This is a genomic window from Comamonas terrae, assembly GCF_001544075.1.
Taxonomy (GTDB): domain Bacteria; phylum Pseudomonadota; class Gammaproteobacteria; order Burkholderiales; family Burkholderiaceae_C; genus Comamonas; species Comamonas terrae.
Genome location: NZ_BCNT01000003.1, coordinates 543,846 through 564,740, shown reverse-complemented (window position 1 = coordinate 564,740; position 20,895 = coordinate 543,846). Strand labels below are relative to the sequence as shown.

General features: G+C 63.6%; 11 protein-coding genes. 10 read left to right on the top strand and 1 reads right to left on the bottom strand.

Annotated features, from left to right (window positions below; all coding sequences use genetic code 11):
- The first annotated feature begins 54 nt into the window (after positions 1 to 54).
- The 3 genes from Cte04_RS05940 to Cte04_RS05930 all read left to right on the top strand — a co-directional run bounded on the left by Cte04_RS05940 (position 55) and on the right by Cte04_RS05930 (position 7,208).
- On the top strand, positions 55 to 759 hold the full coding sequence (locus tag Cte04_RS05940; RefSeq protein ID WP_066473580.1) for a transposase: 705 nt from the start codon (positions 55 to 57) through the stop codon (positions 757 to 759).
- A gap of 178 nt (positions 760 to 937) precedes the next feature.
- A complete protein-coding gene (locus tag Cte04_RS05935) occupies positions 938 to 5,683 on the top strand; it encodes a glutamate synthase-related protein (RefSeq protein ID WP_066473579.1) in 4,746 nt (1,581 codons plus the stop codon).
- A 49-nt stretch (positions 5,684 to 5,732) separates the two neighbouring features.
- On the top strand, positions 5,733 to 7,208 hold the full coding sequence (locus Cte04_RS05930) for a glutamate synthase subunit beta (RefSeq protein ID WP_066474043.1): 1,476 nt from the start codon (positions 5,733 to 5,735) through the stop codon (positions 7,206 to 7,208).
- A gap of 292 nt (positions 7,209 to 7,500) precedes the next feature.
- Here the strand turns inward: Cte04_RS05930 and Cte04_RS05925 are convergent, their stop codons facing one another.
- Positions 7,501 to 7,854, bottom strand: a complete 354-nt coding sequence (locus Cte04_RS05925) for a DUF3293 domain-containing protein (RefSeq protein WP_245633302.1) — start codon at positions 7,852 to 7,854, stop codon at positions 7,501 to 7,503.
- Positions 7,855 to 8,252: 398 nt separating this feature from the next.
- Here Cte04_RS05925 and Cte04_RS05920 point away from each other — a divergent pair, with 398 nt between their 5' ends.
- From Cte04_RS05920 to pelG, 7 genes are all read left to right on the top strand, one after another.
- A complete protein-coding gene (locus Cte04_RS05920) occupies positions 8,253 to 11,063 on the top strand; it encodes a bifunctional glycoside hydrolase/polysaccharide deacetylase family protein (protein ID WP_066473574.1) in 2,811 nt (936 codons plus the stop codon).
- The gene (locus tag Cte04_RS05915) at positions 11,029 to 14,883 is read left to right on the top strand and encodes a tetratricopeptide repeat protein (RefSeq protein ID WP_066473571.1); all 3,855 of its coding nucleotides are present in this window, start codon (positions 11,029 to 11,031) and stop codon (positions 14,881 to 14,883) included. The genes Cte04_RS05920 and Cte04_RS05915 overlap by 35 nt, the downstream gene beginning before the upstream one ends.
- 20 nt (positions 14,884 to 14,903) lie before the next feature.
- Positions 14,904 to 15,455 carry a penicillin-binding protein activator LpoB gene (locus Cte04_RS05910; RefSeq protein WP_066473568.1) on the top strand — a complete coding sequence of 184 codons (552 nt, stop codon included), beginning with the start codon at positions 14,904 to 14,906 and terminating at the stop codon, positions 15,453 to 15,455.
- Positions 15,456 to 15,630: 175 nt separating this feature from the next.
- Complete coding sequence (locus Cte04_RS05905; RefSeq protein WP_245633300.1) at positions 15,631 to 16,848, top strand: PelD GGDEF domain-containing protein; 1,218 nt, start codon at positions 15,631 to 15,633, stop codon at positions 16,846 to 16,848.
- Complete coding sequence (locus tag Cte04_RS05900; RefSeq protein WP_066473564.1) at positions 16,841 to 17,860, top strand: tetratricopeptide repeat protein; 1,020 nt, start codon at positions 16,841 to 16,843, stop codon at positions 17,858 to 17,860. The genes Cte04_RS05905 and Cte04_RS05900 overlap by 8 nt, the downstream gene beginning before the upstream one ends.
- Positions 17,857 to 19,404, top strand: a complete 1,548-nt coding sequence (gene pelF / locus Cte04_RS05895; protein ID WP_066473560.1) for a GT4 family glycosyltransferase PelF — start codon at positions 17,857 to 17,859, stop codon at positions 19,402 to 19,404. Before Cte04_RS05900 ends, pelF begins: the two co-directional genes overlap by 4 nt.
- On the top strand, positions 19,404 to 20,777 hold the full coding sequence (gene pelG / locus Cte04_RS05890) for an exopolysaccharide Pel transporter PelG (protein ID WP_066473556.1): 1,374 nt from the start codon (positions 19,404 to 19,406) through the stop codon (positions 20,775 to 20,777). The genes pelF and pelG overlap by 1 nt, the downstream gene beginning before the upstream one ends.
- The last annotated feature ends 118 nt before the right edge of the window (positions 20,778 to 20,895 follow it).

Genomic DNA, 20,895 nt, shown 5'->3' with positions numbered 1-20,895 from the left:
GGCGCTCCATAATTGCCGCACCGCTTTTCCACCTGCACAGCGCTTTTTTGCCCCATGGCCCGTCTGCCCCGCCTCACCCTCGCCAACCAGGCGCATCACGTCATCCAGCGCGGCAACAACGGCGCGGAGATCTTTGTCGATGTGCAGGACCGGCAAACCATGCTGGACCTGTTGCGCGAGATGGCGCGGCGCTTCGATGTGGATGTGCATGCCTACGTGCTCATGCCCGACCATTTCCACCTGCTGCTCACGCCGCGCACGGCCGAGGCGCTGCCGCAGCTCATGCAGGCTGTGGGGCGCAGCTATGTGCGCTATTTCAACAACCGCCATGGCCGCAGCGGTACCCTGTGGGAAGGGCGCTACCGCTGCACGGTGCTGCAGGCCGAGGAATGGCTGATTCCCACCATGGTGTCCATGGACCTCAATCCCGTCCGTGCGGGCCTGGTGCAAAAGGCTGCGGACTGGCCCTGGTCCAGCCACGGGGCCAATGCCGGCCTGCGCAACGATGCGCTGGTCAGTCCGCACCGGATGTTCTGGACGCTGGGCAACACGCCGTTCGCGCGCGATGCCGCCTATGCCCAGGTAGTGGAAGCGGGTCTGGCCAGCAGCGATCAGGAGCGCATCAGCCACGCGGCGATGCGCGGCTGGGCCCTGGGCGATGAGGCATTCATTGAAAAATTGCAACAGCAAACCGAGCGGCGCGTGAAGCGCCAGCGGGCCGGGCGCCCTCCCAAGAGCGTACAAACCTCCGAAGAGTAATTTCCTAAGTTGTTGATTCAATGGGGTTCTTTCCTTTGATTTTAAGGTGTCCCTAATTAATCTCTTATGAAACTTATTGGATATTAATTAGTATCTGACCCCAATTAAAAAATATTGCATAAGGTCATGTGCTGTCGTAATCTTGCGGTCCCTGCGATAGAAAACTGAGGATTCCCCCATGACGACGGCTTCCGAGATCCAGCATCTCCAAAACCACGGTCTGTACTCCAAGAGCAACGAACACGACGCCTGCGGCCTGGGCTTCGTGGCCCACATCAAGGGCGAGAAGCGCCATGACATCGTGCTGGGCGCGCTCAAGATCCTGGAGAACATCGACCACCGTGGTGCCGTGGGCGCCGACAAGCTCATGGGCGACGGCGCGGGCATCCTGATCCAGATTCCCGACCAGCTCTACCGCGAAGAGATGGCCAAGCAGGGCGTGGAACTGCCGCCGGCCGGCGAGTACGGCGTGGGCATGATCTTCCTGCCCAAGGAGCATGCTTCGCGCCTGGCCTGCGAGCAGGAGATGGAGCGCGCGATCAAGGCCGAGGGCCAGGTGCTGCTGGGCTGGCGCGACGTGCCCGTGAACCGCGACATGCCCATGTCGCCCACCGTGCAGGAAAAGGAGCCCATCCTGCGCCAGGTGTTCATCGGCCGCGGCACGGACGTGATCGTGCAGGACGCGCTGGAACGCAAGCTCTACGTGATCCGCAAGACGGCCAGCGCCGCCATCCAGAACCTCAAGCTCAAGCACAGCAAGGAATACTACGTTCCCAGCATGAGCAGCCGCACCGTGGTCTACAAGGGCCTGCTGCTGGCCGACCAGGTGGGCGTGTACTACAAGGACCTGTCCGACGAGCGATGCGTCTCGGCCATCGGCCTGGTGCACCAGCGCTTTTCCACCAACACCTTCCCCGAGTGGCCGCTGGCCCACCCCTATCGCTATGTGGCCCACAACGGTGAAATCAACACCGTGCGCGGCAACTACAACTGGATGCTGGCGCGCGAAGGCGTGATGGCCTCGCCCGTGCTCGGAGAAGACCTCAAGAAGCTGTATCCGATCAGCTTCGCCGGCCAGTCCGACACGGCCACCTTCGACAACTGCCTGGAACTGCTGACCATGGCCGGCTACCCGATCAGCCAGGCCGTGATGATGATGATCCCCGAACCCTGGGAGCAGCACGAGGCCATGGACGAGCGCCGCCGCGCCTTCTATGAATACCACGCCGCCATGATCGAGCCCTGGGACGGCCCGGCCTCCATCGTGTTCACCGATGGCCGCCAGATCGGCGCCACGCTGGACCGCAACGGCCTGCGCCCCTCGCGCTACTGCATCACCGACGACAACCTCGTCATCCTGGCTTCCGAGGCCGGCGTGCTGCCCGTGCCCGACAGCAAGATCGTGCGCAAGTGGCGCCTGCAGCCCGGCAAGATGCTGCTCATCGACCTGGAGCAGGGCCGCATGATCGAGGACGAGGAGCTCAAGGCCAACATCGTCAACACCAAGCCCTACAAGCAGTGGATCGAGAACCTGCGCATCAAGCTCGACAGCCTGGAAACCGGCGAACCCGCGCAGAGCGCCGAGCAGCAGGTGCCGTTTGCCGCGCTGCCGCTGCTGGACCGCCAGCAGGCCTTCGGCTTCACGCAGGAAGACATCAAGTTCCTGCTCGCGCCCATGGCCGAGAAGGGCGAGGAGGGCATCGGCTCCATGGGCAACGACAGCCCGCTGGCCGTGCTGTCCGACAAGAACAAGCCGCTGTACAACTACTTCCGCCAGATGTTCGCCCAGGTGACGAACCCGCCGATCGACCCGATCCGCGAGGCCATCGTCATGTCCCTGGTGTCCTTCGTGGGCCCCAAGCCCAACCTGCTGGACATCAACCAGGTCAACCCGCCCATGCGCCTGGAGCTGCAGCAGCCCGTGCTGGACTTCGAGGCCATGGCCAAGCTGCGCGACATCGAAAAGTACACGCACGGCAAGTTCAAGAGCGCCACCATCGACATCACCTACCCGCTGGCCTGGGGCAAGCAGGGCGTGGAAGCCAAGCTGGCCTCGCTGTGCGCGCAGGCCGTGGACGAAATCAAGGGCGGCGCCAACATCCTCATCATCAGCGACCGCGGCATGAACGCCACGCAGGTGGCCATTCCCGCGCTGCTGGCCCTGTCTGCCATCCACCAGCACCTTGTGCGTGAAGGCCTGCGCACCACGGCCGGCCTGGTGGTGGAAACCGGCACGGCCCGCGAAGTGCACCACTTCGCCGTGCTGGCCGGCTACGGCGCCGAAGCCGTGCATCCCTACCTGGCCATGGAAACGCTGGTGGACATCTTCCGCCGCGAAGGCAGCCCGGTCACGCCCGAGAAAGCCGTCTACAACTATGTCAAGGGCATCGGCAAGGGCCTGTCCAAGATCATGTCCAAGATGGGCGTGTCCACCTACATGTCCTACTGCGGCGCACAGCTCTTCGAATGCGTGGGCCTGAACAGCGACACCGTGGAGAAGTACTTCACGGGCACGGCCAGCCGCGTCGAGGGCATCGGCGTGTTCGAGATCGCCGAGGAAACCATCCGCAACCACGAGGCTGCCTTCAGCGACGATCCGGTGCTGGCCGACATGCTGGACGCGGGCGGCGAATACGCCTGGCGTGCCCGCGGCGAGGAGCACATGTGGACGCCCGACGCCATTGCCAAGCTGCAGCACTCCACGCGTGCCAACAACTGGAGCACCTACAAGGAATACGCCCAGATCATCAATGACCAGAGCAAGCGCCACATGACGCTGCGCGGCCTGTTCGAGTTCAAGTTCGATCCGGCCAAGGCCATTCCCGTGGACCAGGTCGAGCCGGCCAAGGAAATCGTCAAGCGCTTTGCCACCGGCGCCATGTCGCTGGGCTCCATCTCCACCGAGGCGCATGCCACGCTGGCCGTGGCCATGAACCGCATCGGCGGCAAGAGCAACACCGGCGAAGGCGGCGAGGACCCCAGGCGCTACCGCAACGAGCTCAAGGGCATTCCGATCACCAAGGGCGAGACCCTGGCCTCCATCATCGGCAAGGACAAGGTCGAATCCGACATCGTGCTGGAAGCCGGCGATTCGCTGCGCTCCAAGATCAAGCAGGTGGCGTCGGGCCGCTTCGGCGTCACGGCCGAATACCTGGCTTCCTCGGACCAGATCCAGATCAAGATGGCCCAGGGCGCCAAGCCCGGCGAAGGCGGCCAGCTGCCCGGCGGCAAGGTCTCCGACTACATCGGTGCGCTGCGCCACAGCGTGCCCGGCGTGGGCCTGATCTCGCCCCCGCCCCACCACGACATCTATTCGATCGAGGACCTGGCCCAGCTGATCCACGACCTGAAGAACGTGGCCCCGCATGCCGACGTCTCGGTCAAGCTGGTGTCCGAAGTCGGCGTGGGCACGATTGCCGCAGGCGTGGCCAAGTGCAAGAGCGACCATGTGGTGATCGCCGGCCATGACGGCGGCACGGGCGCCTCGCCCTGGTCCTCGATCAAGCATGCCGGCTCGCCCTGGGAAATCGGCCTGGCCGAAACCCAGCAGACCCTGGTGCTCAACCGCCTGCGCGGCCGCATCCGCGTGCAGGCCGACGGCCAGATGAAGACCGGCCGCGACGTGGTCATCGGTGCGCTGCTGGGGGCCGACGAGTTCGGCTTCGCCACGGCGCCGCTGGTGGTCGAAGGCTGCATCATGATGCGCAAGTGCCACCTCAACACCTGCCCCGTGGGCGTGGCCACGCAGGACCCGGTGCTGCGCGCGAAGTTCTCGGGCAAGCCCGAGCATGTGGTGAACTACTTCTTCTTCATTGCCGAGGAAGTGCGCCAGATCATGGCCCAGCTGGGCATTGCCAGGTTCGACGACCTGATCGGCCGCTCCGACCTGCTCGACACCCGCAAGGGCATCGAGCACTGGAAGGCCCAGGGCCTGGACTTCAGCCGCCTGTTTGCCCAGCCGCAAGTGGCTGCCGACGTGGCCCGCTACCATGTGGAAAAGCAGGAACACGGCCTGGAGAAGGCGCTGGACACCAAGCTCATCGAGCGCTGCCAGCCTGCCATCAGCAAGGGCGAGCCCGTGCGCATCATGGAAGTGGCGCGCAATGTGAACCGCTCCGTGGGCGCCATGCTCTCGGGCGCCGTGACCAAGGTGCACCCCGAAGGCCTGCCCGACGACACCATCCGCATCCACTTCGAGGGCACGGGCGGCCAGTCCTTCGGCGCCTTCCTGTGCAACGGCATCACGCTGAACCTGACCGGCGAAGCCAACGACTACACGGGCAAGGGCCTGTCCGGCGGCCGCGTGATCGTGCGTCCCAGCCATGAATTCCGCGGCAATGCCACGGCCAACACCATCGTGGGCAACACCGTGATGTTCGGCGCCACCAGCGGCGAGGCCTTCTTCTCCGGCGTGGCCGGCGAGCGCTTCGCGGTGCGCCTGTCGGGCGCCACGGCGGTGGTCGAAGGCGTGGGCGACCACGGCTGCGAATACATGACCGGCGGCACCGTGGTGGTGCTGGGCAGGACGGGCCGCAATTTCGCGGCCGGCATGAGCGGCGGCGTGGCCTATGTCTACGACGAGGACGGCCAGTTCGCCCAGCGCTGCAACACCGCCTCGGTCAAGCTCGAGAAGGTGCTGCCGCACGACGAGTTCGTCTCGCGCATCGACCCCGCCATCTGGCACCGCGGCCAGAGCGACGATGAGCAGCTGCGTGCACTGCTGGAGGCGCACAGCCGCTGGACGGGCTCCACCCGCGCCCGCGAGCTGCTGGACAACTGGGCCGCCGCGCGCGCCCGGTTCGTCAAGGTGTTCCCGACCGAGTACCAGCGTGCCCTCGGCGAGATCTATGAACGCAAGCAAAAGGAAAAGCAAGCCGCATCCGCGCAAGCCACTCCCCGAAAGGAAGCAGCCCTGGCCAAGTGATGGCCGCCGCTGAACTTCTCGCGAACACAGATTTCAAGGATTGAACACCATGGGCAAGACCACCGGATTTCTCGAATACGAACGCATCGAAGAGGGCTATGCGCCCGTCGCCGAACGCCTCAAGCACTACAAGGAGTTCGTGATCGGCCTCGATGAAGGCCAGGCACGCCAGCAGGCGGCACGCTGCATGGACTGCGGCACGCCGTTCTGCAACAACGGCTGTCCCGTCAACAACATCATCCCGGATTTCAACGACCTCGTGTACCGCGGCGACTGGAAGAACGCCATCGCCACGCTGCACAGCACCAACAACTTCCCCGAGTTCACGGGCCGCATCTGCCCCGCTCCCTGCGAGGCGGCCTGCGTGGCCAATATCAACATCGCGCCCATCGGCATCAAGTCCATCGAGCACGCCATCATCGACCGCGCCTGGGAGGAAGGCTGGGTCCAACCCCTGCCGCCCAAGCACCAGACGGGCAAGAAGGTGGCCGTGGTCGGCGCCGGCCCGGCCGGCCTGGCCGCCGCCCAGCAACTGGTGCGCGCGGGCCACGATGTGACCCTGTTCGAGAAGAACGACCGCGTGGGCGGCCTGCTGCGCTACGGCATTCCCGACTTCAAGCTGGACAAGGCGCTGATCGACCGCCGCGTCGAGCAGCTCGTGGCCGAGGGCCTGAAGATCCGCACCGGCGTGCTCATCGCCGGCAAGGACGGCCTGGGCCAGGACTCCAAGGTCACCAACTGGGCCAAGGAAACCATCAGCCCCGAGCAGCTCAAGGCCGAGTTCGACGCCGTGTTGCTGACCGGCGGTTCCGAGCAGTCGCGCGACCTGCCCGTGCCGGGCCGCGACCTGGACGGCATCCATTTCGCCATGGAGTTCCTGCCGCAGCAGAACAAGGTCAACGCCGGCGACAAGCTCAAGGGCCAGATCCGCGCGGACGGCAAGCACGTCATCGTGATCGGCGGCGGCGATACGGGCTCGGACTGCGTGGGCACCAGCAACCGCCACGGCGCCAAGAGCGTGACCCAGTTCGAGGTCATGCCCATGCCGCCCGAGCAGGAGAACAAGCCCCTGGTCTGGCCCTACTGGCCGATCAAGCTGCGCACTTCGTCCAGCCACGACGAAGGCTGCGAGCGCGAATTTGCCATCTCCACCAAGGAATTCATCGGTGAGAAGGGCAAGGTCAAGAGCCTGCGCACCGTGCAGGTCGAGTTCAAGGACGGCAAGCTGGCCGAAGTGGAAGGCACCGAAAAGGTCTGGCCCGCCGACCTGGTGCTGCTGGCCATGGGCTTTGTGCATCCGGTGGCCACCGTGCTTGATGCCTTCGGTGTGGACAAGGACGCACGCGGCAACGCCAAGGCCACGACCGACTTCATCGGCGGCTACGCGACCAGCGTGCCCAAGGTGTTCGCCGCCGGCGACATCCGCCGCGGCCAGTCCCTGGTCGTGTGGGCCATCCGCGAAGGCCGCCAGGCCGCGCGTGCGGTGGACGAGTTCCTGATGGGCTGCAGCGAGCTGCCTCGCTAAGGCCATGGGCTCGTCCTTCGCGGACGGCCCTGAAGGACTGGAAGCCGCAACCTGACCGGGGTTGCGGCACGTGAGAGCCGCCAGACCATGGGCACCGGTGAGAGCTCCCGATGGGGCAGCAAACTGCCCATGAAACCCATGGAAGCCCATGGCTGCAGCCTTGGTCGAAAAAGCGCCCTTCGGGGCGTTTTTTATTTCGATAGCAGCTTGCGCGCTCCTACCTTCAGTTCAGCTCAGCAATGCTCTGGATCTAAAGGCTGGACAGCGGAGGCAGCTATCAAATCGATAGAGATCAGCGCAGCCACAGTAGCGCCGGTGTCGCATCGACATCGCAGAACAGCACGGCATTCTGTTGCCATTGCTCGCCCCAGGTGCGTGCAGCAGGCACATCCATGCCCCAGACCAGCACACTGGCTTCGCCGGGCCACTGGCCTTGCGGATCCTGGCCGACTCCGGTCTCGAACTTCCAGCTGCCGGCCTTCAGCGCTTCACGCAGCTGGTGCATGCGTCGGGCATTGTCCTCGGCGCCAAGCAACTGTCCATGCGGATTGCAGGCCGTCAGATAGGTGGCGCAGCGGACCTGATGCCGCGCATAGCCGGCCAGCAGCATGGGCTGGTGCACGCCGACCTGCAGCAGCCAGTCCATTCCGGGATCGCTTCCCCCATGCACGCGGTACAGGGCGTGTCGATACGCATGTTGCAAATGAAGAGGAAGTTTTGTGTGTTGGCCGGACATGGCGCACGGATCGGATTCTGAATGGCTGCAATGGTATTGGCTTTCCTCATGCATCCATTACTGCGGGCGAGCGTGGCGCTCTGCATTTATTCGTCGGTGCTTTTACCTACCGCTATTGCCATGTCTTCCATGGCAGCTACTCTTGGATACACGCGGAAGCAGAAATTTTTAGAAGACACGCTAAGTAACATATTTACGCGTAATCTAGTGTTTCCCCTGTTTCGCGAAAGTTTTTAACAAACGAAAGTTGGTTGTCGATACAAAATAACTATATAGATTCTTAAAACTACCTTTCCAAGGGAGAAGCCGTGAACGCTTTCCTGCGAAGCTGCGTGTTCTGCTGGGCGCTGTTGTGCAGCTGGTGCATCCAGGCTGCAGAGCCGGCGGTGGCCGTCTATTACGGCAGCAAGGCTTCGCTGAGCGAGCTCGGCCTGTATGACATCGCCGTCGTCGAACCCGACCATGGCTATGATCCGGTGCGCTTTCGCCAGCAGTCGCCGGGTAGCGAGCTCTATGCCTATGCCTCGGTGGCAGAGGTGCTGCCGGACAGGGCTTATTTCCGGAAAATTCCTGCCGAATGGAAATTGGCGCGCAATGGAGCCTGGCGCTCGATCGTGATCGACCAGACCCCTGCGCAATGGCCGGCATTCTTCGCGGATGAGGTGATTGCTCCGCTGTGGGACAAGGGGTTCCGGGGCTTCTTTCTGGATACGCTGGATTCCTACCGCCTGGCCGCGAACTTCGATGAAGCTGCGCAGCAGGAGGGGTTGGTCCGCGTCATCGACACCCTGCATCAGCGCTTCCCGGGCATCCGGCTGATTCTCAACCGCGGCTTCGAGATCGTGCCGCGCGTGCGCGACAAGATCCAGATGGTGGCCGCGGAGTCGCTGTATCGCGGCTGGGATGCAAACCTCAAGCGCTATGTGGACATACCGGCCAAGGACCGCGAATGGCTGCTGCAGCAGCTGCAGGCCATTCGCGAGCGCGACAAGCTGCCGGTGCTGGCCATCGACTATGTGGCGCCTCACGATCGCGATGCCACGCGCGACACGGCACGGCGCATTGCGCAGTTGGGCATCATTCCCTGGGTGAGCGATGCCGACCTGCAGACGCTGGGCATAGGTAGCGTCGAAACCGTGGCACGCCGGGTGCTGGTGCTCTACAACGGTGCTGACGACCCGGCACTGAACTATTCGTCGGCCCATCGCTTTCTGGAGATGCCCATCAACTACATGGGCTATATCGTGGACTATGCCGATGTCCGCTCTCCATTGCCGGCCGATGTGGTGCGCGATCGCTATGCCGGTGTGGTGAGCTGGTTCGGCGGCGCCATTCCCGATGCGCGTTTCAAGGATGTGCGTGCATGGCTCACGCGCCAGATGCAGCAAGGCATGCCGGTGCTGATGATGGACGCGCCGGGCATTCCGCTGGATCGCACGCTGATGACCACGCTGGGGGTGCGCAGCATGGAGGCCGCGCCGGCCTTTCCGCTGAAGAAGGCCGAGCAGTCGCCGCTGATGGGCTTCGAGGCCGAGCCTGCCGATCCGGCGCATGACTACTCCGGCTGGCTGCTGACGCCGCAGATGCTGCAGCAGAGCAGGCAGTTGCTGTCTTTCGATGATGCGAAGGGGCAGCGCTTTGTCTCGGCGGCCATTACGCCATGGGGAGGCTTTGCGATGAGTCCCTACGTGGTGGCCGACATACCAGGCACTGAGCAGTCGAGATGGGTGGTTGATCCGTTCAAGCTGCTGAAGCAGGCGCTGAGGCTCCCTGATTTCCCGGTGCCGGACGTGACAACCGAGAACGGCCGCCGGTTGCTCATGGCCCATGTGGACGGTGACGGCTTTCCTTCCAGGGCCGAGGCGCCCGGAGCTCCTTTTGCCGGAGAAATGCTGCGCCGCGAAATCCTGGAGCGTTATCGCATCCCGCATACGATATCCGTCATCGAAGCCGAAGTGTCGCCCCAGGGCCTGTATCCCCGTTGGGCGGATCAGCTCGAAGGCATTGCCAGGCGCATCTTCGCGATGCCGAATGTCGAGATCGCGAGCCACTCCTATTCGCACCCCTATCTGTGGGACCGGACCGTGAGCCACGGCCTGTTTGCGGAGAGCAAGGAAGTGGATCTGAACCTCAACATTCCAGGCTATCAAATGGATCTGCGCCGCGAAATCGAGGGCTCGGTCGACTACATCCGCAGACGCCTGGCGCCCGAGGGCAAGCCGGTCAAGGTGTTCCTGTGGACGGGCGATACGGCTCCCAGCGCGGAGGCCCTGGCCATTTCGGATGCGGCGGGCCTGCTCAACATGAACGGCGGGGATACCTCGATCACGCGCAGCAATCCATCGCTGACCGAGGTCAAGAGCTGGGGCATCCGGAAAGGCGGCCATCTGCAGATCTACGCGCCTGTCACCAATGAGAATATCTACACCAATCTGTGGCACGGCCCCTTCTACGGTTTCGAGCGCGTCATCGAGACGTTCGAGATGACGGATGCACCAAGGCGGCTCAAGGCGGTGGATATCTACTACCACTCCTATTCGGCCAGCAAGCAGGCGAGCCTCAAGGCCTTGCACAAGGCCTACGGCTGGGCAATGAGCCATCGCCTGCATCCGGTCTATGCCTCCGAGTACATCCGCAAGGTCGCGGATTTCTACGAATTTGCGATCGGCAGGGAAGGGGATGCCTGGCGGCTGCGCGGTCCGGGGCAGCTGCGCACGCTGCGTCTGCCTCCCGGCATGGGTGTTCCCGTGGTCGACGCCGGCTCGGGCATCGCGGGTTATGTGAAAGGGGTAGATGGCTATTACCTGCATCTGGTCAATGGCGCTGCCCGGGTAAAGATGCGTGAGGAAGCGGCTGCCGCTGCGGCGCTCCCCTATCTGGTGGATGCCAATGCCCGTCTGGGAGAGTGGCAGCCCCAGCCGGATGGCGGCCTGCGTTTGACACTGGAAGGCCATGTGCCGCTGGAGCTGCGCATGTATCTGCCTCCGGGCTGCTCGCTGAGTTCGGCGAGTAATGCAAACCCCATCAGCGCGGTGCCTGCGTCGGACCGCTCTGCCATTCGTTCCTTTAGAAGTGCCCACAATCGTGCCCAATTACAAGCGCAATGCCGGGCGCTCTGAGCGCCCGATCACGGTTCCTTCCTGGCTGATTGCACTGCTGGCAGTGCTGATCGGCGGGGCCTTGTGGATGCTTTTCCCGAAGCAGGCCCTGGAGCGCCGGCTCTCCGATACTGCGGATGACTCGGAACTTTCTCTCAACTATCTGACCAACCTGCTCAAGAGCGATCCGGGCAACGAGCGCCTGCAGGCACTGTTCAAGGCCAAGCAGCAGCGGCTTGAGGCAATCAAGCAGGCGGCCGAGGATGCGCGCAAGCAGGCATTGCCCGACGCCGCCGCCAAGGCCTGGGACCATTGGCAGACGTTGTACCAGCGCTATCTGGAGGCGCAGAAGCAGGGACATCGGGCCGCAGGGCAGGCCAAGCTGCTGGCTCCGGAAGTGATTGCGGCCCTCAAGGCCGTGCCACGGGATCAGCTGAGCAAGGAGCAGGTGCTCTATCTGGCATCTTGCGCTTTGGTGCTCGATGACATGCCGCTGGCCTCGTCGGTCTACGAGGAGCTTGCCCAGAAACAGCCGGACGTTGCAGAGAAGGCCCGGGTCCACGAAGCGGCAGCACGCCAGATGCTGGGATTGTCGATGTACGAGGATTCCGCCCGCTGGCTGCGCAAGGCCAGCGCCACGATCCATGATGAACAGCAGTCGCGTGAATATCTGTGGCAGGCCCTGCAGGTGCTGCAGTCCGGAAACAGAACCCGGGAGGCGCTGGCCTGGGCGCGCGAGCAGCAAGACCTGCTGGGCAGCGACCCCGAGACACTGCGCAAGCTGATTGCGCTGGCACGCGCCGCCGGGGATACGGCAGAGGCGGAGCGCTACGCCAAACTTTTGCTCAAGCTGTCGCTGCTGCAGCAGTGGCAAAGCATGCACGGTACGGATGTGGCCGTGGCCGGTGCCGCCGACGATGGAGCCTGGGCATTGAGGCATATGGCGTGGAATGCGTCAGGATGGGCCATGGTGCGTACGGCCGCAGCGGGCAAGCGGGCTTCACCCGGTCTGCCGTTTGACGACAAGACCTATCAGTTGGGCTATGAGGTTTTTCTGGAAAACCGCAACCTGGAAGACGCCTGGCGCGTGGCCGATGCCGCGGTGCGGCAGGCGCCTCAGAACATGGTGTGGCGAGAACGCCTGGCCCAGGTTTCGGAATGGTCGGGGCGCCCACAGGTAGCGCTGGACAACTGGCTGGCCATTGCCCAGGCCACACAGCGCGAAGATGCGTGGAAATCCGTGATGCGCCTTGCTCCCGGCCTGTTCGACGACCGCGCGCTGGTGGCCGGACTGCGGCATCAGCTGAGCCAGCGTCCCGGGGACCTCGCCATGCAGCGGGCCCTGGTTCAGGCATATGAACGCCAGGCCGAACCTCAGCCTGCAATCGACTACCTGCAGGCCCATGGTTCGACGCCGGAGTCCCAGATTCTGCTGGCCCAGCTGGCCGAGCGTGCGGGACAGCACAAGGTCGCGCTCGATGCCTGGAAGCGCGTGCTGCGCGACCCGGAGCAGCGTACCCCCGCCAATACGATGCCGGCTGCCGTGCTGGCTTTTCTCCAGGGCGAAAGAGAGTTGGGCCTGGAATGGTTGAAGGATGCCCAGTCCCGTGTGCCAGCCCATATGAGCGAGGAGGCCGATTACTGGCGGCTGCTGGGCGAAGTGGCGCAAAAGCAGCGCCAGGAGGATTTGTCGCTCAAGGCGTTCCGGCGCCTGCTGGAGATGCCGGATGCGACGGCACGGGATTTCGACGAGGTCATCAATCTGCTGATGCGCACAAACCGGCGCGAAGCCGCCCAGGTCTCGCTGCGGGCCTGGGAACAGTTCCACGACCCGCGCCACCTGACCCAGGCCTTCTACATGCTCGAGGACCAAGGCGACTGGAATCGGGTCGGCCAGCAACTCGCGCTGGTCATGGCCGACCCGAAATTGGCGGGCATGTTGCTGGAGCAGCCAGCCTTTCTTCATGCCGCAGCACTCTACTACCAGCGAGCAGGTCAGGCCCACAAGGCGCTTGCATTGCTGCAGCGCGGCCTGAAGCTGGACCCAGGCTCGACCCTGATGCGCCAGTCACTGCTTTGGTTGCTTGTCGACACGCAGGATGCCGCGGTGCTCAAGCCGTTGCTGGCGCAGGTGGAGGCGGCCTGGGCCCAGGATCCGGAAATGCACGATGCGCTGGCTGCGGCATACATGGCGCTGTCGCGTCCTACGGTGGCCCTGCAGCGCTACCTGCGCCCCCACCTGGCAGAGAACAGGGATGACTTCCTGTGGATGATGAACTATGCCGATGCGCTGGAGCAGGACCAGCAGATCGATCTGGCATGGCGGTTGCGCCGGGATCTGTGGGTCCAGCAGGCGCGCGGAACATTCGCTGGCGCTGAAGGCGCAGCCACCGCGGATGCCGAGAAGGACAGGGCGTTGCGCCGCTGGCTCACGCCGCAGGGGCTGGATGAAGTGCAACGCCAGGCCCGCAACCGGCTGATGCTCTCGCAGCTGCACGGTGACGACGAACTGGCTCTGCTGCGCGAGCTGATGCGCATGGACGGCACCGATGGCCGACGAGATTTCTCGCCCGCGGCTGTGGAGCTGGCCATCGCCTGGCTGCAGGATCGCGGCGAGTATTCCACCGAGCGCGGCTACTTGTGGCAGCAATATGCGCTGAGCCGCGGCAAACGTGCCAACCGGCCGCTGTGGGCGGAGATCACCGTGGCGCTGGCCGAGAAGGATCATGCCCAGGCAGGGCAGTTGCTGGAGCGGCACGACGAAGGCCTGGCGCGCTACGACCGCATCAATGCCGCGTCGATGTCGGGCGATGGCCGCCTGGCGCAGACAGCTGCCTTCGAGACCCAGCTGGACCAGCCCGATGACGATACCCTGCATCTGGCGTTGACCGAGCAACTGCTGGCTTTCAGCGACTACGCGGGCGTGCAGCTGCACAGCCGGCGGCTGGATGGCATAGACGAACAGCTCAAACAGCTGCGCTGGCATTGGGCATTAAGTCCGCGTTGGGCCCTGGATCTCGATGCGGATCACAACCGCCGTACCGTGAATGATCGCGGCACCGTGCAAGCGCCTTCATCCGAGCGTGGCATAGGCCTGCGCCTGACGCGCAAGACACAGGAGTCCCGCAGCGAGTTCATGCTCGGTCGGCGTGAAAGCCTGGAAAGCTATACACCCATGCAGGTCTCGCATATGCAGAGCGTGGGCAACCGCTGGAGCGTACAGGCTTCATTGGGGCGCAATCTGCAGGCCCAGGAGACACTGCCGATGCGTATGGGCGGCATGAAGGACCGTGTGGCTGTGGGCGCCAGCTATCAGCTGTCGCGGCTCGACCAGCTCAGCCTGGAGTTCGCTGCAGACCGCTATCGCCTGCAGACGGGGACGCGCATAGGCTCGGGAAACCACACCACGCTGCAATACACCCATACCTACCGCAATGAGGCGCCGATGATCCAGTTCGGGGCCTTCACGTCATGGCATCGGTTCAGCCGCAGCGATCCCGCGCTGCTCGGAGGACGTGATGCCGCTGTCCTGCGATATCTGCCCGCGGGCGAAGTGCCCGGCATGGACTATCTGTTGCCCGGCAACTTCCGGTTCTCGGGAATCCAGGTCTCGACCAACATGCACTATGCGCAGGAATACTCGCGCGCATTGCGGCCCTTTGCCAGCCTCGCCCTGACCCATCACAGCATCAACGGCGCGGGCTATGACCTGAGTTTCGGCCTGGCCACCAGCGTGTTCGGTGCGGACCATCTGATGGTGGGCCTGAATTTCTCCAAGTCGGGTGTGAATACCACCGGCACCACCCGCGAACTGCAGCTCGCCTACCGCCTTCACTTCTGAAGCTTTCAAGGAGTTCTCCCATGACACACCGTACCTTTCTTGCAGCCCGTATCCGCGTGCTCACGGGTGCTGCCCTGATCGGGCTGCTTTCCGCATGCTCCACCCTGGACCAGGGCACGGCTCCTGCCCTGGAAAAGAATGCCAGCTGGGCGGTATTGCCGTTCGAGAACCATACCGAAACACCCATGGCCGGCAGCCGCGCCGAAAGCATCGCCACGACCCTGCTGCACACCCGCGGGATCCATTCCGTCAAGCGCTATACCGGCGATGCGCAGCAGGAAACCCTGTTCGATGGACGCGATACCAAGCGCCGGGAGGATGCGCTGGCCTGGGCACGCAGCGAAGGTGTCCGCTATGCGCTGCTCGGCTCCGTGGACGAGTGGCGCTACAAGGTCGGTGTGGACGGTGAGCCTGCTGTCGGCGTAGCCCTGGAGATCGTCGACGTGGAAAAGGGCTCCACCGTCTGGAGCGGTGCCGGTGGCCAGAGCGGTTGGAGCCGCGAGGCCCTGTCGGCCGTGGGGCAGAAACTCATCCGCAAACTCCTGGGCACCGGCCTGGCGAGCGCGCAGTAAGCACCGAACAGGAATTCCAGCCATGCAAGCTCACGCCACGACCCCCTCAGCCATTTCGTCGGATTCCGTGCGCCGGGCAGGCATTGCCGCGGAATTCAGAAGCTCGCCTCTCGGCCTGCTCGCGCAAACCAGCGAAAGGCCCGGGATCGTCGTGGCCGAGACCTTGCTGCTGCCCGTGCTGGCCTTGCTGATCGGCTATGTGTTCAGCCGCAGCGATCCCTTGTGGGTGCATGACGAGTTTCCCTGGTCCTGGCTGGCGCCAATGGTGGTGGCTCTGCGCTATGGACCGATCGCCGGGTTGTCTGCGGCAGGTGTGCTGCTGATGGGCTGGCTGGGCTTCAACTGGGATGATCTAAGCCGCTTTCCCCAGAAATACTTCCTGGGTGGCTTGATCATCATCATGGTGGTGGGCGAGATTTCCAGCCTCTGGCGTGCGCGCATCCGGCGCGCGCGCACTGCGCAGTTCTACACGGACCAGCGCACCGAGCAGCTCATCCGCCAGCATTATCTGCTGCGTCTGTCGCACGACCGCCTGGAGCAGGAACTCATTGGCCGCCCCGTATCGATGCGCGATGCCATCAACGTGCTCAGCGGCCTGCAGGGCGGGCCAGGCGATGCGCAAAGCCTGCTCAATCTTCTGGCTCAGTTTTGCCAGATCAGCGTGGCCAGCCTGATTCCTGTGCACAACGGCGTGCCCGAATCCCGAGCCATCGCCCAGCTTGGCGGTGCCAGCGAAGTCCAGCCTCACGATCCGCTGGTCCGCCAGACCCTGGATACCCAAGTTCTGTCGCATATCTCCCAGGGCTTGGCAAACACTCAGCAAACCCGCTATCTGGTGGTTGCTCCGATGCTGGACCTGAGCGGCGAGCTCTATGGCCTGTTGCTGGTCGAGGAAATGCCTTTCTTCGCATTGCAGGAGGAGACTCTTCAAACCATCAATCTGCTGCTGGGCTATTACACGGACAGCATAGCGGCCAACCAGCTTGCACGCCCGCTGTTGCAGGCATTCCCCAAATGCCCTCCGTCTTTCGCATTCGAGCTGCAGCGAATGGAGCATGTCAACCGCAGCGCGCGCCTGAGCAGCGTGATCGTGGTGCTGGAACTTTCTCCGCAAGCAGTGCAAAGCCAGATGGCGCAGCAATTGATGCGTCTGGAGCGCATGCTGGACCGTTCCTGGCTGATCGAGGCAGCAGGAAAGCAATGGCTGGCAATTCTCATGCCGCTGGGAACCGAGGCGACGGCCGAGGGATATCTGGATCGCATCGAAAACTGGCTGAGCCAGCGCGGCACGGATTCCTTGGGGGCCGCTGGAATTTTTCCGCACACCATCTTGCTGGACCGGCGTTCGGCCTCCAGCATTTTGGAGCAGCTTGACAGGATGACCCATGATTAACTTCAAGCTGGCACTGTCTGCGCTGGTGGCGGAGACCGCCTCCTGGAGCAGCCTGTGGCTGCTGCGCAGCCATTCGGATGCTGCGCTGCTGGGTTATCTGGCCGCCCACGCTCTGGCCAGCGGCCTGCTGGCGCTATGCCTTGCGCCGTTCCTGGGAGCCTCGGCTGGATCGAGGCGCCAGCGGCTGGCTCTGGTCGCGTTGATGGCCTTGATCTCCTATGCCGTGCCCGTGGCCGGATTCATCGGCTCGGTCATTGCCACCATTGCGCTGAGCCGCCAGAGAGGGGCGCATGCCGGCAAGAAATTTCCCATGCTGTCCTTGCCCGATTTCGATCCCCACCAGCAATCGGGCAGCGGCCGCCGGCAGGCCGGCCTGCAATCCTTTCTGATGAACCAGGCCGTTCCCGTTGCATCGCGTATGCGCGCGCTGGCGGCATTGAGCCATGTGTCGGGCCGCACGGCGTCGCCGATGTTGCGTGCAGCGCTTGGTGACTCCAGCGATGATGTGCGGCTGCTTGCCTACAGCTTGCTGGATGGCAAGGAGCGTCAGCTCAGCCAAGCCATTCATGAGGAGCGGCAGAAGCTCGAGCGCGCGCAAGCGCTTGAGGGTGATCAATTGGGGCCCCAGGGAGTGCAGGCCGCCTGGGCGCTGTCCGATCTCTACTGGGAGCTGATCTACCAGGAAGCGGCGCAGGGCGATGTGCGGGACCATGCAACGGCCCAGTCGCTGCATTTTTGCCGCCTTGTGCTGGCCCGGCGTCCGGACAGCGCGCTCCTGGTACTGCGGCAGGGGCGTTTGCTGCATATGCAGGGGCAGGATGACGAGGCATTGACCTGCTATGAGCGCGCCCTGGCTCTGGGCCTGCCGCCCGCACGTGTCGTTCCTTATCAGGCCGAGCTGCTGTTCGGGCAGCGCCGGTTTGGCGAGGTGCAGGAACGCATGCGTTCACTCGATATGCAGCAGGCCTTGCCGCGACTGCGCCCCAGCATCCAATACTGGAGTGCCTCATGAATGCCTACCCTACTGCTGCGAAAGCCGATATTGCGCTGCTCCTCGAAGGAACCTTTCCTTATGTCAGCGGCGGCGTATCGAGCTGGGTCCATCAAATCCTGCTGGCCTATCCGCAATACCGGTTCGCCATCGTCTTCATCGGCAGCCGTCGCGAAGACTATGGGGAGTTCCGTTACGAGCTGCCTGCCAATGTGGTGCATTTCGAGGAGCATTTTCTCTACGATTCGCCAGGCCACAAGGGACAGCCCGAGCCGCGGCATGGCAGGCCCGAGGCACTGGACAAAGTCAGCGCGCTGTTGCGGGCGCTGGAAGCCCGGGATGACAGCCCGCAAGGCCGGCAAGAGGTGCTCGCGGCCATGCGTGCCGTGGCGCAGGAATTGCTTCCCGGGGGACAACTGCCTCTCGAGGATTTCCTGTACAGCCAGCAGGCCTGGGACCTCATCCGGGACAGCTATCGCCGCCATTGCACCGATCCGTCTTTCGTCGATTTCTTCTGGACGGTGCGCATCATGCTGCAGCCCTTGTGGGTGCTGGCGCGTATTGCCCATGGGCTGATACCGGTGCGTGTGCTGCATACGGTCTCTACGGGCTATGCAGGCTTCCTGGGAGGGATGCTGCACCATCTGCGCGGCTTGCCCCTGGTGTTGTCCGAGCACGGCATCTACACCAAGGAGAGGCAGATCGATCTGCTCAAGAGCCAGTGGATCCGCGACAACCGCAATATCTTTCAGCGGGATCCCATGGAAGTGTCTTTCTTCCGGCAGATGTGGATCAAGTTCTTCGAGTGGCTGGGACGCTTTTGCTACGACGCAGCGGATCCCATCATTGCACTGTTCGAGGCCAATCGCCTGCGCCAGGTGGCCGATGGCGCACCGGCCGCGCGCACGCTCAACATTCCCAACGGCATCCGGCTCGAGCGCTTTGCGCCTTTGCGTGCACAGCGTCCGGCGTTGACGCCGCCGGTGCTGTGCCTGATCGGCCGCGTGGTACCGATCAAGGACATCAAGACCTTCATCCGCGCCATGCGTCGCGTGGCGAATCATCTGCCTCAGGCCCAGGCCTGGATTGCCGGCCCGATGACCGAGGATCCGGCCTATGCCCAGGAGTGCCGCAATCTGGTCGACAGCCTGGGCCTGCAGTCTCAAGTGCGCTTCATGGGCATGCAGAAGGTGGATGACCTGCTGCCGCGCGTCGGCGTGGTCGTGCTTTCCTCCATCAGCGAGGCCTTGCCCCTGGTCGTGCTCGAAGCGCAGGCCGCGGGCGTGCCCGTGGTGAGCACCGATGTAGGGTCCTGCCGCCAGCTCATCGAGGGCCTGAAGCCCGAGGACAGGGCGCTGGGAGCCTGTGGCCGTGTGGTCGGCATAGCGGACCCGGAGGCGCTGGCCGATGCCGCCCTGGAACTGCTGCAGTCGCAGCAGGCCTGGCAGAGCGCCAGCGCCGCGGGAATTGCACGCGTGGAGCGCTATTACACCGATCACCTGCTGTTCAACCACTACCGGCAGGTCTATGACAGGGCCCTGCAACGTTCTGAGGAATACCACTGATGGCCGGCATTGGATTTGAACTGCGCCACCTGCTGCGCAAGAACACGCTGACCAGCGTGCTCCAGGCCTATGCCTATGCAGGCGTGATCGGCTCGGGCCCCTGGGTGTTTTCCATCATCGGCATCCTGCTGGTCGGGGTGTTCAGCATCAGCGTCGTGGCGCCGCCGTTGCTGGTGACGCAGTTCCAGACCTCGGTGACCTATCTCGTGGCCTGCAGCCTGATCCTGACCGGCGCGGCGCAACTGGCCTTCACACGTTTTGTGTCGGACCGCCTGTTCCTCAAGCAGGATGAAACCATCCTGCCCAATCTGCATGGACTGCTGTTTCTCGTGGTGGCCTGCGCTTGCGCCGCCGGCACGCTGGCGCTCTTTGTGGCGCTGCCGGGGCAGAGCCTGCTGTATCGGCTGTTGATGCTGGCGGGCTTCACGTTGATGTGCATGGTCTGGATATTGACCGTGCTGCTGTCCGGTCTCAAGCACTACAAGTCCATTGCGGCATTGTTCGGCGTCACCTATGTGCTGATCGTGGTCCTGTCCCTGCCGCTGCGCCGCTGGGGCCTGGAAGGGCTGCTGGGCAGCTTCGTGCTCGGTCACATTCTGTTGGCTGCGGGCATGTGGTTCATCGTGCTGCGCAGTTTTCCGCTGAAGCAGCACTGGATCGCTTTCGACTTCATGCAGCGTTCACAGATCTTTCCGGTGCTGATTGCCGTCGGGGTGCTCTACAACGTCGGCATCTGGATCGACAAGTTCATGTTCTGGTATTTCCCGCCGACTTCGCAGCAAATCATCGGTGGATTGCGGGCTTCGCTGATCTATGACCTGCCCGTGTTCCTTTCCTACCTGTCCATCATTCCCGGCATGGCGGTCTTTCTGGTGCGTATCGAGACCGACTTCGTCGAGTACTACGACAAGTTCTTCGACGCGGTCCGCGGGGGCGGATCGCTCGAGTACATCGAATCCATGCGCAATGAAATGGTCTATGCGATTCAGGCGGGATTGGGTGAAATCGCCAAGGTGCAGACGCTGGCCGTGCTGGTGACTTTCGTGGCCGGGCCTGCCATGCTGCAATTGCTGGGCATATCGCAGCTTTACCTGCCGCTGCTCCAGGTCCAGGTGGTCGGCGCGGGCCTGCAGGTGGGCGTGATGGCCGTGCTCAACGTGTTCTTCTATCTCGACGAACGGCGCACGGTGCTCATGCTGTGCGTGCTGATGGTGGCCTTGAACATCGTGTTCACCGGCGTCTCGCTGGCCCTGGGGGCGGCTTTCTACGGCTACGGTTTCTGCCTGGCCATGCTGGCCACGCTGTGCGTGGGGCTGTCCATGCTGTCGCGCGACCTGAACCGGCTGGAGTACAAGACCTTCATGCTGCAATAGGCGCGCAAGAGGTCGAGGGGCAAGGTTTTGCCACGCAAGGTGACAGCATTCGCCCGTCTGCGCGACAATAGCGGATTTGGCGCCGACAGCAAGCCCGATTCAGGCCGGCTTTTTGCCG